Consider the following 15162-nt stretch of genomic DNA (forward strand, 5'->3'; position numbering starts at 1 on the left):
CTAAAAGAAGGGCATCTCAAATCATTCATCCAGTGTCAAAGCCGTTGTAATGTTGTTATAATGTCTTTGTTTTATTGAGAGAAAACAAGACGTGTACTACAGATAAGGCATTACCATTCGCTTATCAATAGGAGCTCCTTGAGTTGCATTACGTTTTTCGTATTTCTCAGTATTCATTTCTATATCTACCCAGACTAACTAATATAATTCCAGATACTCGTATCTTGATTTAAGCGATGCAGTTTTTCTTTAATTTTGCTATGATTGGGTTGTTCTAAAGTAGGATCTTCTTTGAGGAGCTGTATGGCTTGATGCCTAGCATAATGTAAGATTTCCTGATCTTGAACCAAATCGGCAATTTTTAGGGGTAGTGTTCCACTTTGTTGTGTTCCCATAATATTTCCAGGTCCACGAAGTCTCAGGTCGACCTCTGAAATCTCAAACCCATCATTGGTGCGACACATCGTTTCCATGCGTATTTTGCTATCGTTGCTTAATTTATCTCCAGTCATTAAGATACAGAAACTTTGTTCTGCACCCCGTCCTACGCGGCCTCTTAATTGGTGAAGTTGCGATAAGCCAAAGCGTTCTGCACTTTCAATAATCATCACCGATGCATTGGGAACATTAACGCCAACTTCAATAACCGTAGTGGCCACCATAATATTTGTTTCTCCTTTGGCAAAGCGATCCATTTCTCTATCCTTTTCAGCAGGTGTCATCTGCCCATGTACAATACTTACACTGTATTGCGGTAGCGGAAAATCTCTCGAAATACCTTCATATCCTTCCATTAAGTTTTTGTAATCCAGCGTTTCACTTTCATCAATCAACGGATATACAATATAAACCTGTCTGCCTTTGGCGATTTCTTGTTTAATAAAATGCCAAACTGCCAGGCGTTTACCTTCAAAATAATGCATAGTTTGAATCGGTTTACGTCCAGGAGGCAATTCATCAATAACAGAAATATCCAAATCACCATACAAACTCATGGCTAAAGTACGGGGAATTGGCGTGGCTGTCATCACCAGAACATGAGGGGGAATTGTATTTTTTTTCCAAAGCTTGGAACGTTGTTCCACTCCAAATCGATGTTGCTCATCAATAATGGCTAGTCCTAGATTTTTAAAGATCACTTTATCCTCAAATAAAGCATGCGTACCAATTAGTATATGTAGACTACCTTCTTCTAAATCGTGGTGTATGCTTCTTCTCTCCGCTGTTTTTGTAGAACCTGTTAATAATTTTACCCGAATACCCAAAGGTTCTGCCAGTTCAGAAATACCAATAAAGTGTTGGGTTGCTAGAATCTCAGTGGGTGCAACAATACAAGCCTGAAAACCATTGTCCAAGGCAAATAGGGTACTAATAAAAGCAACAATTGTTTTCCCAGACCCAACATCTCCTTGTAAAAGGCGATTCATTTGCGCAGGCGTACCTACATCATTTCGGATTTCTTTGATTACTCGTTTTTGGGCATTTGTGAGCGGGAAGGGAAGGTGATGGTTGTAAAAAGTATTGAAATAGTCTCCCACTTGTGTAAAAGGGAAGCCCTGTATTTTTCCTTTGCGTGCGATATTTTTAATTAAAAGCTGCATTTGAATGTAAAACAACTCTTCAAATTTTAATCGAAATTGCGCTTTATTTAATAAATCAGGCGTTTTTGGAAAATGAATATTGACCATGGCTTGATTCATCGGCATTAAGGCCAATTTACTTCGAAAATCATCCGGTAAGGAGTCGCGAAACAGCGGATGCGTTTCCTGAATAAGCTGATGCATTAATTTATTCATGGCTTTATTCGAAATCCGTGCGCCTAATTTTTCAGTAGAAGGATATACCGCCTGCATCGTTGAAGCCAGATTGTTTTGGTGTTCTTCTACCGTTTCCATTTCAGGATGCGGCATCGAATAGGTATAGTTAAAGTGATTTAACTTGCCAAAAATAACATAAGGCGTATTGAGCTTTATATTTTCATGAATCCATTTGAATCCTTGAAACCAAACAATCTCCAGTTGTCCTGTTCCATCCGTAAAAGTGGCAACTAATCGCTTGCCTCTTTTTTGCTCTATGGTTTTAAGGTGAATGACCTTACCCACGATTTGAACTTCCGCTAAAGTGGTTGTAAGCTCATTAATCTTATAATAACGCGTGCGATCAATATATCGATTGGGATAAAGATGCAACAGGTCACTGTATTTAAAAATACCTAATTCTTTTTTGAGCAAATCACCCCGTTGAGGACCAACACCTTTTAAGTATTCAATGGGGGTGTCAAGTAAGTTAGTATTCATTCTTAAGTGGAATCTGGTTGAAAGCACTAAGATACGGGTTTTTGACAGAAAAACTAAAATGCGATTGAGAGAAACCATAGCAATTTAGTGCATTCATTTTTTACTTGTATTGTGATTTTATTTATTTATATTTAACAAAAAATAACAAAAGTAATGAGGAATGCTTTGGTGCTTTTACTAGCACTAACCCTAACATCTTGTGCGACAGTTTTTAATAAAAAAAATCAAGCGATTTACTTGTATAGCACAACGAATAAGGAATCTGTAAAAGTGCAAGATTCTGTATATAAATTGCCTTTGCGGTTAGAGGTGCTGCGTTCCAAAAAAGATATAGAGGTAACTCTTCTCACCGATTCGGTTGCTTTAGACTATACCGTTAAATCAACTGTTGATGGGAAGATTGTGTATAATTTAGGAGGACTTATGTTTGCTCCTATTGGGTTTGTCATTGATTTAACGAACCCAAAGCGCTTTGTTTATCCCAAACAAATTTATTTAGATCCAAATGAAGACGATAGAGTGATTGACGGTAGTAAGAAAAGGAAACAAAAAGTCGAGAAAATGAAGTATAGAGTAGATAAGTACTTTGCTTATAAACCAGATACCAAAAAAGGTGATATTTATTTTAATGGAACTCTTGCGCTTTTTAATTATTTATCTTTCGATTTGCCCAAAGACGGTGGTAAACCAACAGGCTTTGGCATGGGGTATGGAGGAATTGGTTTTAGCTATTACTACACCGATAAAAATTATTTAAGTTTAGACTTAACGGCAAATAATAACATTGCATTTCTTCCTTTTTTTAATGATCGAATCTTGGGCTCTTATACCGTAAAGTTAGAAAATCACCACCAGTTTAATCGTTTTACTGTTGGATATGGTATATTCAGAGGGAGCAATGAGTTTTTGGTAGAAGAGGGAGACTATAATAGTGTGTTTGATCTAGAAAGCAAACAAAAAGTGGTTGGTTTAGTGCTATCTACTAACTTAGAACTTATTAAAAATTTACACATTGGATTCTCATATAAACCAGCGCTTTACGAGGTGGGCGCTTCCAAAGGTTGGATTAACAATCACGTAGTAAGTTTAGAAGTTATGTATAAGCTTCGATTGAGACGAAAGTAAGTTTTAATTCTAGCTTGCGTTTGCTAGACAAGTAACGGTTAAATTTGCTTGGTAAATCAAGGTAATTTGTTGTATTTTAGAAGGACTTAACGTAGGTTAAGTGGATAGGTAAAAAAAGGAATGTATTTTTACCTCAGAGAAAATAAACATATAAAACCAAGCAAATTATGTCAAATGTAGATTTAGTTATTGAAGAAAGAGCCGCTAGTATAGGTAATTTTCTAGTGGGAAGGTTATTGCCTTTTCGTCAAAAGAGAACCGTAGGACCTTTTGCCTTTATTGATCATATGGGACCTGCTGCAGTAAAGGAACACGATAATTTAGACGTCGATCCTCATCCTCATATCGGATTATCCACATTAACCTATTTGTTTGAAGGTTCTATCATGCACCGAGATAGTTTGGGAAGTAATATAGAAATTACTCCAGGAGCCGTGAATTGGATGACAGCAGGAAAAGGGGTAGTTCACTCAGAACGCATGCCCGTTAATATACGCCAAGAAAAACCAGATACAGTATTACATGGCTTGCAAATTTGGATTGCTTTACCTAAAGAATTAGAAGAAACAGAACCGTCATTTACTCATATTGAAGCCAAAGATTTGCCAAGTTGGGAAGAAAATGGCGTTGCTTATAAACTAATTGCAGGAAAAGCCTTGGGACATACGTCTCCCGTTCCCGTTCACAGTCCATTGTACTATATTGAAATTAAATCCAAAGAGGCCGCGAAGATTAATATTGGCGCAGGCTTATTTGGAGAGGCCGCGATGTATATTCTAGAAGGAGAGGTAAAGAGTGGCGCACATACGTATGGTTCAAAAAACATCTTAATTGCCAACGATAGTACGCTATGTGAATTTGACATGGAACCCAATACTACCGTGTATATTTTTGGTGGTGATCCTTTACCAGAAGAACGTTATATTCTATGGAATTTTGTTTCTCACGATGGGGAGCGTCTAGAAAAAGCTAAACAAGACTGGATCAATCAAAACTATGAAGCATTTCCTCTAATACCTGGTGATGCTAAGAGCTATGTGCCTTTTCCGGAAGGAATGAAAAATTTTAGAAATAAAACAAAGTAAGCAATGGAAGTAAAAGTAACAGCTACCTTAGGAACTACCTTATATCAAACCGAAATTCAAGCAGGTAAAAACAGAATTAGTAGTGATGAACCCATAGATATGGGTGGGGGAGATACAGGATTGAATCCTTTTGAATTACTAGCCTCTGCTTTGGCATCATGTACCGCGGCAACGCTTCGCATGTATATCAATCGGAAGAATTGGGAGGTAGATGAAATTAGTGTAGTAGTCGAAATGATCGAAGATAAATTGAATAAACAGACCCATTTTAAGCGGGAAATTCACTTTAAAGGAGGTATATTAGATGAAGATCAGCAAAAACGCTTGTTGGTGATTGCTGAGAAATGCCCCGTACACAAAGTACTAACAGGCAATGTAACCATCGAAACGGCAATAAATCACTAAAAAAATATGGAAATAAAACACGAACACAACGAAAATAAAGGCGCTTTTACGGCTTGGATAGAAGGCAAAAAAGCAGGCGAAATGACCTATAGCGTGGCAGGAGAAGCGATGATAATTGTAGATTCAACGCATGTTGATGAAGCATTTAAAGGACAAGGCGTTGGTGGACAGCTTTTACAAGAAGGGGTTGTTCCTTTTGCAAGAGAGAAAAAGATAAAAGTAATGCCTTTATGTCCATTTGCTAAAGCAATGTTTGATAAGCATCCAGAATTAGCAGATCTACGCGCTTAAAAGTAAAAAGAAGTAGTACGAATTGAAAGAAATGAGGCAGTAGACAAAAAAGGAGGCAATGCATTCCTTTGTCTGCTAAGTTTTTTTACCTTTGTAGCTAAGTCTAACTGCTATAATTATCGCTTTATGAATGAAAAAACATCATTTGGATTACTCTCAACAATTGAAGTACCTTTTGCTATACAGGCAATGGGAAGCTGTTGGGCTAAAAAAGGCTTATTAGTAGCAAACTACGTATTTACAGATTCCGAAGACCCTGAGTCGTTCGAATTGGTGTATACGTTGGTTGATGAGGAAGGAAATAAAAGGGAAATTGTTGAATCGGAAGGGGTTTTACCCACGTTGTTTTTAAATCCTTTAGCAGCCAATTATGTGGCTGTTGTCGGAGATAAAGAGGAAACAGCCTCTCGACAAATACTTCCTATTTTTAAACGCAATACCGTAGAACAGTTTAGTTTTGATAAAAACATAGCGGGACGTTTTGTGGGATGTACTAAAGCCTCTACTATTTTTTATGAAGTAGATATTTGGAAAGAAAGCCAACAGGATATCATGACCTGTTTAACGTTCAATGAGTATGCGATTACAGGTGGAAAGCAAATTAGTATTCCAATGCCTAAAGGCAATAAAGTATGCGTTCAAAATAATGAAATACACTTAATTACTGAGGTGGAGTCTGGATGGCTACACCGTCAAATTAACGAAAGTGGCCAAGAAATCCGCAATAGAGTTTTAGATTTTGACTTCCCTTTTGTACATGAAGCTTTGAGTTTGTCTTTTGATAAAAAATCATACCTGCTATGTGAGGAAAATGGTGAAATAGGTTTGGTTGAAATCGATGAAGAAGGAAATTGCTTGTATGGAGAATTATACAATTTAGAGGATGAGTTTTTTGGAACTTGGCACCCGCAACATTTAAATGAAGAAACAAGTGCTATTCAATTTACTACCGAATACGGAAATGGTTGGTTGGTAATACGCAATGATAATTTGGTTGAATTGGTATACAATAAAAATAAAGGCGGGTATAAAAACCTGTTATCTCAAGAAGTATTGAATCTAGAAACCAATGATTTGGCTGTTTCTTCGATTAGTCCTATCTCAGATACTAAAATAGGTATCGTTTTTCATTCGCGCAAAGCGCGAAAAGAAAAATACCAAAAAGTATATGTTTTACAACATGAAGTAGGGGTTTAGTTTACAGTGATGGTGATGGGTTATGGGTGATGAGTTATGGGTTATGGGTGAATGTCCCTAAATAGGGTTGACCGTTTTTAAATAGTAACTTCATTATTAAATATAGTAATAAATGGTTTGGAAAAAGTACTTTTTCCAAACCATTTATTTTTTAGTTTAACAGGGTTGCTCTAAGCGAGGAAAGGTTTTTTCCTATATATTCCAGTGTGCTGCCACAAAGCAACGTAAAATCACATCGTGTGTCCCTCTGAGGACACGAAAGGTTGCGTCGAACACATCTACAAAATAAAGATAAAAGAGACTGATGCGGTACGTCATTTCAAGTACCAATTAATTAAAGTTTAGGACTAGTTTTTACTACCAAAAAAATGTTAAGTTTTCTTTTTTTGCCTTCAATTCCTCTACTTTTGGAATCTCGACAAAAGAGAGCTAAAGAAGAAGGCATGAGTATGAGTTTAATTACGTGGAACGTAGATCCGGAGATTTTTAAAATAGGAGATTTTGCTATTCGCTATTATGGCGTTTTTTTCGCACTAGGAATGATTTTGAGTTATCAATTCATGAAGCGAATTTTTAGTAAAGAACAGATAGCCATTAAGTACTTGGACGTGCTTTTGGTTTATATTGCCATAGGAACCGTTGTAGGTGCTCGATTGGGACATTGTTTGTTTTATGACTTTGCGTATTATTCTCAACATCCCTTAGAAATTATCTTGCCGATTGCCAAAGTTGAGGGAAGTTATCATTTCGTAGGATTCATGGGCTTAGCGAGTCATGGGGGGGCGATAGGCGTTTTACTCAGTTTAGCGCTGTTTTGTAGAAAATACAAAACCAATCTATTGCAACTCTTAGACCGATTGGTTATAGCAATTCCAATTACAGGCGCATTTATTCGATTTGGGAATTTTATGAATTCAGAAATTTACGGTAAACCTACCGATTCACTATTTGGTATTGTTTTTTTGAGAGATGATGCAATAGCTAGACACCCAACTCAATTGTATGAAGCCTTCGCTTATTTGGCGGTAACGGTCATTTTATATGTTTTATATCAAAAGAACTGTGCGAGATACAAAGGATTGCTTTTTGGACTTTTCTTAATCTTCATGTTTACTGCGCGCTTTATCTTAGAGTATTTTAAAGAAAACCAAGTGGCATTTGAAGATCAAATGGTATTGAATATGGGACAAATTTTGAGTATTCCTTTCATGGTTGTAGGCTTAGTGTTGGTGATCTGGAGTTTACGAAGACCCAAAGAAGATGCCCCACTACAAATGGTTGATGTCAAACCGAAGATAGAAGAACAAGTGAACAAATAATAAATACCAAGCCTTTTAACCTAACCGTTAAAAGGTTTTTTTATTTCTTTTTACTTCTCTTTTACTTAATGTAGGTTAAGGGCGTTTAGACCTCAGAGGTTGTAACTTTATAGTATACAAAAAACACAACGTTATGGAAATAGGAATCAGCATGTTTGGAGATTTGCGTTTAGATAAACAAACGAATACATATCATTCTCCACAGCAAAGAGTAAGCGAATTAATTGAAGAGGTCAAATTAATGGATCAAGTGGGACTTGATGTTTTTGGAATAGGGGAACACCATCGACCAGATTATGTTGTTGCTTCGCCTGATATAATTTTGGCAGCAGCAGCGAGTGTTACGAAAAACATAAAACTGACTAGTGCGGTAACCGTTTTGAGTTCGAATGACCCTGTTCGCGTTTATCAATCATTTTCAACCCTTGATTTACTATCCAAAGGAAGAGCGGAAATTACCGTTGGACGCGGTAGTTTTATTGAATCATTTCCTTTATTTGGCTATGATTTGGATGATTATAATGAATTGTTTACGGAGAAATTAAATTTGTTGTTGGCAATTAATGCAAGTGAAGAACCTTTAACCTGGACAGGAAAACACAGAGCTTCTTTGCAAGCCCAACAAGTATTTCCGCGAGCAGAAAAGCCTTTGGATGTTTGGATTGCCGCAGGTGGAACACCAGAGTCTGTTTTACGTGCTGCTAAATTGGGATTGCCTTTAGTTTTTGCTATTATTGGTGGAATGCCTGAACAATACAAACCTTTTTTTGATTATTATAGAGCAGAGTATATCGCCGCGGGACATGATCCGAGTAAAATGCAAATAGCGACGCATTCGCACGGTTTAGTGGGGGTAGATGGCAATCAATTAGCCAAAGATTATTTTGACCTATACAAAGGGCAAATGGACCGAATAGGCTCATCAAGAGGATGGCAACCGTATACATACGGGCAATATGAAGGAGGTAGAGATAAAGAAGGGGCTTTGTTTATTGGAGATGCCAATCAAGTAATCGATAAGATTTTATACCACCAAGAAATGTTTGGATTAACCCGTTGGTTAATGCACATGGATATTGGGGCGCCTGATCATCAAATGTTGATGAAATCTATTGAATTATTGGGAACAAAAGTAGCCCCAGCGGTAAAAAAAGCCCTGAAAAAGTAAAAATACTAGCCTAAATAGTTAAATTTGTTTTTTATAGATTTTTTGGTTCAAAGAGATTGGAGAAATCCAGTCTCTTTTTCCATTTTAAACCTAGACTATTATGGTATATATTGAAACAGAACGCTTGGTACTTCGACAGTATAAGCCGACAGATGAAAATGATTTTATTCGCCTGTTCCAAGACCCTGCAGTGATGCGTTATTTTTTAGAAACAAAAACAACAACAGAGGCGCAAGCTATATTTCTAAAATTTCAACGGCTTATTGCTGAAAAGGGCTATAGTGTTTTTGCGGTAGAAGAGAAAGAAAGTCAGCAGTTTATAGGGTTTATTGGGCTAAATCGCTTTGAATTTGATGTGGATTTCGCTCCTGCAATAGAAATCTTGTGGCGCTTAGTACCGGAATTTTGGAACAAAGGCTATGCTACAGAAGGAGCAAAGGCTTGTTTGAATTTTGCTAGAGAGAAATTAAAACTCAAGCAAGTGTATGCGTTTACTACCGTTTCTAATACACCTTCAGAACAAGTAATGATAAAAAGTGGAATGACCTATGTCAAAAATTTCAACCACCCTTTAGTTCCTGCGCATCATGCTTTCGTAGAACATAAACTTTACGTGATGCAATTTGATTAAAGTAGACCATAAAAAAAGGAGCACTTAACGTACTCCTTCTCTATTTTATAAACTTAGGCTTTTGTTTTCGAAATTTCTTTTACTAAAATATAACGAATAGAAGGCGCATCAGCAGGAGGGTTTGGAACATCTTCTTTGCGTACTTCCAATTTGTACGTGTATCCTTCTTCGTATTCAAAACCTTGAATAGACGAGTAGAATAAAGTCCATTCTGCGTCTTCAGCTTCTTTTACTTGTAAACACTTTTGAGGGCCAACACCTACACAATCTACTTTCTTAGGTCCGATAAACATCGTTACAAGGTTGGCTGCTTTTTGTGTTTCAGGCGTTTCGGTTGGATTCGTCGTTTCTTCTACAGGAACTTCTGCAACCTTTCCTTCTTTTTTTTCTTGACAACTTGCAAAAGCGAACAAGCCTACTAAACTAGCAATTAAAAGTCTTTTTTTCATAGTAACTAAATTTTAACTATAAAAGTACAAATTTTAATTGAGATAAGATATTCTTTTTAGTTAAAAGCAGAAAGCAATAAACAAGCGTTTTTCAGATGTAAGGGCTGTATAGGAATGATTTATCGTTAGCGTTATTCCTTTTTGTTTGATTCGTATCACCTTCGAATCACCTTCGAATCACCTTCGCAAAAATAGGTTTTTTTCCGAACAAATGTCGGATTAGACCGAAGGATGCTAGGAGGGGGGGATGGCTGAAGTAGGTTTAATTTTAACTATAGCTAGGGAAGTGCTTCGTGATAAGGTCAAAAATGACAGCGAAAGTAACCAAGAGATTGACAGCGAATAAAAAAACAAAAATAAACCTAATACAAAAAAAACAACAACTTTCTTATGCTTCAATTCTTAGGTTTAATTTCTTTGCGATTTTCTTTTTAAAAGGACGTATCTTTTTTTACATTTTCGAGGATTTAACGCATGGAATAGAGAATCAATTAAAGTATTTTCGCTACTAAAATATTAGTTTTATTACTTATATTTGCGTTTACTTAAAAACAAAAACCGTATTAAAATCAAAATAATGAGTTTAGACGAAAAATTTCATGACGATATGGGAGATAACCACATTGCTTCTAGCGATGCGACTCCATTAAGAAGTGATGCGTTTGATCGCACAGACGAGGAAAAGATAGAATCGATTAAAAAAGACGTTGAGAATATTTTAAATACACTAGGGTTAGATTTAACAGATGACAGCTTAAAAGGAACCCCTAATCGTGTAGCAAAGATGTTTGTAAAGGAAATTTTTGGTGGATTGAATCCAGCGAAAAAACCAAGTTCTTCTACCTTTGATAATAAATACAAGTACAACGAAATGTTGGTAGAAAAAAACATTGTTGTTTATTCTACTTGTGAGCATCATTTATTGCCAATTGTTGGACGTGCACATGTGGCTTATATTTCAAATGGTACCGTAGTAGGTTTGTCTAAAATGAACCGTATTGTTGATTTCTTTGCAAAAAGACCGCAAGTACAAGAGCGTTTAACGATTCAAATTGTCAATGAATTAAAACGCGTTTTGAATACAGAAGATGTAGCTTGTGTCATGGATGCAAAGCACTTATGTGTGAATTCTCGTGGAATTAGAGACATTGAAAGTAGTACCGTTACTGCTGAATTTGGCGGGCGTTTTAAAGAAGAAAGCGTAAGAAAAGAATTCTTAGATTATATTAAATTAGATACTAAATTCTAGTAGTATACATATTAAATCATGACTATGGCCTTATATCAAGAACAACAATTAAAAGTTTACAACTCTCTTTCGGGAGACAAAGAAGTTTTCGTACCCATTCACACTGGAAAAGTGGGAATGTATGTTTGTGGACCAACGGTTTACAACTATGTGCATTTGGGAAACTGTAGAACTTTTATCTCTTTTGACTTGGTATTCCGCTATTTGAAACACTTGGGATATCAGGTGCGTTATGTGCGTAATATTACCGATGTTGGTCATATGGTGGATGATGCAGATGAAGGAGAAGATAAGATCGCTAAACGCGCGCGCATTGAGCAAATTGAACCGATGGAGATTGTGCAAAAATACACGATCAATTTTCATAATATCCTCAAGCAATTCAACAATTTACCGCCTAGTATTGAACCTACTGCAACGGGACATATTATTGAGCAAATTGCTATCATTCAAGGTATTATGGACAATGGTTTTGCTTATGAAGTAAACGGATCCGTTTATTTTGATGTAGAGAAGTACAATACCCAACACCACTATGGCATCCTAAGTGGGCGTAAAATTGAAGATTTACTATCCAATACAAGAGATTTAGATGGTCAGTCCGATAAGCGCAATCCTATGGATTTTGCACTTTGGAAAAATGCAGAGCCTCAGCATATTATGCGTTGGCCTTCTCCTTGGGGAGATGGATTTCCAGGGTGGCACTTGGAGTGTACAGCAATGAGTACTAAATATCTGGGCAATCACTTCGATATTCACGGGGGAGGAATGGATTTGAAATTCCCACACCACGAATGTGAGATTGCTCAAAATGAGGCTTGTACGGGAAATACACCTGTAAACTTTTGGATACATGCCAATATGTTGACCCTAAACGGCAAGAAAATGGCAAAGTCTACGGGAAATAATATTTTACCCAATGAATTGTTTTCTGGAGAGAATGCAATCTTAAGTAAAGCATTTGCACCTGCTGTAGTTCGTTTCTTTATGTTGCAAGCACATTATAGAAGTGTATTGGACTTTTCTGATGAAGCAATTTTAGCTTCTGAAAGAGGGTTTAATCGCTTGATGGAAGCGGTGAAACACATCAATGAGTTGCCCGTATCCGCTCAATCTACGGTAGATATTCAAGCGTGGAAACAGCAGTGTTATGACGCGATGAATGACGATTTCAACAGTCCGATTTTAATTGCACATCTATTTGAAGGCGTACGTCTTGTCAATGTGATTAAAGAAGGAAAAGAGACCATTACTGCGGAAGATTTAAGCGTATTTGCTTCTTTAATGCACGCGTTTCTATTTGATGTATTAGGTTTGGAATCAACTAATATGATGGCGGCTAATAATGACAAATTAGAAGGTGTAGTTAGCATGTTAATTCAAATGCGAAATGAAGCTAGAGCCAATAAAGATTTTGCGATGTCAGATCACATTCGAGATGAGTTGGCAAAATTAGATATTCAATTAAAAGACGGCAAAGAAGGTACATCCTTTTCTTTATAAAAAGTAAAAGCTATAGGATTTCTCTTATAGCTTTTTTTCTTTCCTAAATTTTTAGTTATGCTGCGAAAAATACTCATAGCGCCGTTTGTTTTACTCGTGCGTTTTTATCAAGGAGGAATCTCACCGTTTTTTCCACCCACTTGTCGCTATTCACCTACTTGTTCTCATTATACAATCGAAGCGCTCAAGAAACATGGTTTGTTTAAAGGCGGGTGGTTGGCCGTAAAGCGAATTAGCAGTTGTGGTCCATGGGGAGGTAAGGGGTATGATCCCGTACCTTAATGTTTTTTTACGACAGATAATGAAATAATTTTTCTATTTTTACGTATTGACAAAAGCGGTTAACCGCAATACTAATATAACAAATTCGAAGAGTATGATTTGGAATCCTTCAGAAGGTTTTGATTTAGGTTTTATGCAATTGCGTTACTACAGCTTAATGTTTGTGGTTGCTTTTGGTTTGGGATGGTTCGTAATGAAAAAAATATATGACCGCGAAGGACTGAGTGTAGAGAAATTGGATAAACTATTTATATATACCGTATTGGCAACCTTGATTGGTGCGCGTCTAGGACACGTATTCTTCTATGATTGGGATTATTTCCAAAATCATTTACTTGAAATTATTTTACCTATTCGTTTCTCACCAAAATTTGAAATTATTGGATTCAGTGGTTTAGCAAGTCACGGAGCGGCTATAGGAATTATCGTTACCATGTATTACTACAGTAAGAATGTCATTCAAAAGCCCATTCTGTGGATTTTAGATCGCGTAGTGATTCCTGTTACTTTAGGAGGGATTTTCGTTCGTTTTGGAAACTTTTTCAATTCAGAAATTGTGGGTAATGTAACAACAAGTGTATTTGGAATTCGCTTTATTCGCGATGAATTTTCACCAAGAAAAGCGATGGAAATCACGGGAATAGACAATCCTAATGCGGCTTATAAGGTTATTCAGAATGACCCGCAATATGCACAGTATTTGGCAGAAGTACTACCCAAACACCCAACGCAGCTATATGAAGCTTTTGGCTATGTATTGGTGTTTATTATCTTGTATTTTATGTACTGGAAAACGGATGCTAGAAAATACGGAGGATATATTTTTGGCGTGTTTTTGGTGTTGTTATGGATGGTTCGCTTTGTTGTGGAGTTTGTCAAAGGGAGTCAAGGTGGATTTGAATCTACTTTAGGTTTACTTTCAACAGGGCAGTGGTTGAGTATTCCTTTTATTATTGCAGGAGTTTATTTATGGGCAACAGCTAAAAAGAGAATTTACGCGTAATCGCATGGAATAATAGAACAATAAAAAAGTCCCTCTTTTAAAAAGAAGGACTTTTTTTTATTCTAATTGTTTTGTTCTAAAATACTTACATATCGAAAGGGATAAAAAATAAAAAATAGTTGTTTTATTGTTTGTCAAAGTCAGTAAATACGCTATATTTGCACTCGCAATACAGTAGTAAAGCAGACCAATGGAGAAATGGCAGAGTGGTCGATTGCGGCAGTCTTGAAAACTGTTGACTGTAACAGGTCCGGGGGTTCGAATCCCTCTTTCTCCGCAAAGAAAACCGATAACGAGAGTTATCGGTTTTTTCATTTTCTGCAAGTTGTGGAGAGTTTTACTCTCAGCACAACTTGCGGAAAATGAAAAAAGCACAATGCCGAGTGTAGCGAGGAATTGGTTTTATTTGTGTCTATTTACCCCGAATGGGATCTGCAATCCCTCTTTCTCCGCGAAATTATAAATGATAACTTTTCAAAAGTTAGTAAAAAAGAAAAAACCTATGATTCACAATGAGTTATAGGTTTTTTCTTTTTTAGGGGTATCGCATTTTATTCAAAAGTGCACCTAAAGAGGTTATAGATTCGGTGCATAAAAAGCATTCAAGTGATGCGCACCTTTCAACTGAGTAAACCCTGACGCCAAAAGGTGCCAGAGAGTTTTTAGACTATGATTTCGGGTGTTTTAATTCGACATTTATTACTATTTAAAACAGTTGAATTATGTTAGAAAAAAGCTTGTCAATTAATTTCTTTCTCAAACCCAATAGAGAGAAAAATGATTTAAGAGGTGTTTACCTAAGAATCACAGTAGATGGTATTCGCAAAGAGACTTCCCTAAGTCACAAATGGGATATCAAAAGATGGAACCAGAGGGCAGGTCGGGCAAGTGGCACGAAAGAGGATGCTAGAACCCTTAATTTTCTATTGGATACAATCGTATCTATGATTAATCATTACAAATTAGAACTTGTAAGTAGTGGGCAACCTATTACAAGTATCTGTATTAATGGACTTTGTTCAAGGTAAAGGATCTGATAAGAGTAAAGTCTTAGTGGAGTTTCAAAAGCATAATGATGAAATTTTGGAACTAGTTCCTAGAGAGTATGCTCCTGGTACCTATGAGAGATATGTAACAGCAAGGTCTCATGTAGGAGAG

At 36.6% G+C, this 15162-nt stretch carries 15 protein-coding genes and 1 tRNA gene; 14 read left to right on the plus strand and 2 right to left on the minus strand.

Annotated elements, in window-relative coordinates; all coding sequences use genetic code 11:
* Window positions 1-194 precede the first annotated feature (194 nt).
* Window positions 195-2297 carry an ATP-dependent DNA helicase RecG gene (gene recG, locus ACMHJ2_RS11480; RefSeq protein ID WP_413512999.1) on the minus strand — a complete coding sequence of 701 codons (2103 nt, stop codon included), beginning with the start codon at window positions 2295-2297 and terminating at the stop codon, window positions 195-197.
* Between the two features lie 153 nt (window positions 2298-2450).
* On the opposite strand from recG, the gene ACMHJ2_RS11485 reads away from it, so the two are divergent.
* From ACMHJ2_RS11485 to ACMHJ2_RS11520, 8 genes are all read left to right on the plus strand, one after another.
* On the plus strand, window positions 2451-3422 hold the full coding sequence (locus ACMHJ2_RS11485) for a hypothetical protein (RefSeq protein ID WP_413513000.1): 972 nt from the start codon (window positions 2451-2453) through the stop codon (window positions 3420-3422).
* Between the two features lie 167 nt (window positions 3423-3589).
* Window positions 3590-4507: a pirin family protein gene (locus ACMHJ2_RS11490; protein ID WP_413513001.1), complete on the plus strand. Its 918-nt coding sequence runs from the start codon at window positions 3590-3592 to the stop codon at window positions 4505-4507.
* Between the two features lie 3 nt (window positions 4508-4510).
* Window positions 4511-4912 (plus strand): OsmC family protein, encoded by a 402-nt coding sequence (locus ACMHJ2_RS11495; protein ID WP_413513002.1) that lies wholly within the window; start codon window positions 4511-4513, stop codon window positions 4910-4912.
* Window positions 4913-4918: 6 nt separating this feature from the next.
* The gene (locus tag ACMHJ2_RS11500) at window positions 4919-5203 is read left to right on the plus strand and encodes a GNAT family N-acetyltransferase (RefSeq protein WP_413513003.1); all 285 of its coding nucleotides are present in this window, start codon (window positions 4919-4921) and stop codon (window positions 5201-5203) included.
* A gap of 126 nt (window positions 5204-5329) precedes the next feature.
* A complete protein-coding gene (locus tag ACMHJ2_RS11505) occupies window positions 5330-6400 on the plus strand; it encodes a hypothetical protein (RefSeq protein WP_413513004.1) in 1071 nt (356 codons plus the stop codon).
* Between the two features lie 443 nt (window positions 6401-6843).
* Window positions 6844-7719 carry a prolipoprotein diacylglyceryl transferase gene (gene lgt, locus ACMHJ2_RS11510; protein WP_413513014.1) on the plus strand — a complete coding sequence of 292 codons (876 nt, stop codon included), beginning with the start codon at window positions 6844-6846 and terminating at the stop codon, window positions 7717-7719.
* A 133-nt stretch (window positions 7720-7852) separates the two neighbouring features.
* Window positions 7853-8887: an LLM class flavin-dependent oxidoreductase gene (locus tag ACMHJ2_RS11515; protein ID WP_413513005.1), complete on the plus strand. Its 1035-nt coding sequence runs from the start codon at window positions 7853-7855 to the stop codon at window positions 8885-8887.
* A gap of 100 nt (window positions 8888-8987) precedes the next feature.
* Window positions 8988-9518: a GNAT family N-acetyltransferase gene (locus ACMHJ2_RS11520; protein ID WP_413513006.1), complete on the plus strand. Its 531-nt coding sequence runs from the start codon at window positions 8988-8990 to the stop codon at window positions 9516-9518.
* Window positions 9519-9571: 53 nt separating this feature from the next.
* On the opposite strand, the gene ACMHJ2_RS11525 is transcribed toward ACMHJ2_RS11520, so the two are convergent.
* A complete protein-coding gene (locus ACMHJ2_RS11525) occupies window positions 9572-9967 on the minus strand; it encodes a DUF4377 domain-containing protein (protein WP_413513007.1) in 396 nt (131 codons plus the stop codon).
* A 577-nt stretch (window positions 9968-10544) separates the two neighbouring features.
* Here ACMHJ2_RS11525 and folE point away from each other — a divergent pair.
* The 6 genes from folE to ACMHJ2_RS11555 all read left to right on the plus strand — a co-directional run bounded on the left by folE (window position 10545) and on the right by ACMHJ2_RS11555 (window position 15032).
* Window positions 10545-11216, plus strand: a complete 672-nt coding sequence (folE, locus tag ACMHJ2_RS11530; protein WP_413513008.1) for a GTP cyclohydrolase I FolE — start codon at window positions 10545-10547, stop codon at window positions 11214-11216.
* Window positions 11217-11240: 24 nt separating this feature from the next.
* On the plus strand, window positions 11241-12719 hold the full coding sequence (cysS, locus tag ACMHJ2_RS11535) for a cysteine--tRNA ligase (RefSeq protein WP_413513009.1): 1479 nt from the start codon (window positions 11241-11243) through the stop codon (window positions 12717-12719).
* Window positions 12720-12776: 57 nt separating this feature from the next.
* The gene (yidD, locus tag ACMHJ2_RS11540) at window positions 12777-13001 is read left to right on the plus strand and encodes a membrane protein insertion efficiency factor YidD (RefSeq protein WP_413513010.1); all 225 of its coding nucleotides are present in this window, start codon (window positions 12777-12779) and stop codon (window positions 12999-13001) included.
* A 94-nt stretch (window positions 13002-13095) separates the two neighbouring features.
* Complete coding sequence (lgt, locus tag ACMHJ2_RS11545) at window positions 13096-14004, plus strand: prolipoprotein diacylglyceryl transferase (RefSeq protein ID WP_413513011.1); 909 nt, start codon at window positions 13096-13098, stop codon at window positions 14002-14004.
* Window positions 14005-14196: 192 nt separating this feature from the next.
* Window positions 14197-14281: transfer RNA gene (locus ACMHJ2_RS11550), tRNA-Ser, on the plus strand.
* Between the two features lie 445 nt (window positions 14282-14726).
* A complete protein-coding gene (locus ACMHJ2_RS11555) occupies window positions 14727-15032 on the plus strand; it encodes an Arm DNA-binding domain-containing protein (RefSeq protein ID WP_413513012.1) in 306 nt (101 codons plus the stop codon).
* Window positions 15033-15162 lie beyond the last annotated feature (130 nt).

It is taken from the genome of Myroides odoratus, assembly GCF_965118575.1.
GTDB classification, from domain to species: domain Bacteria; phylum Bacteroidota; class Bacteroidia; order Flavobacteriales; family Flavobacteriaceae; genus Flavobacterium; species Flavobacterium odoratum_B.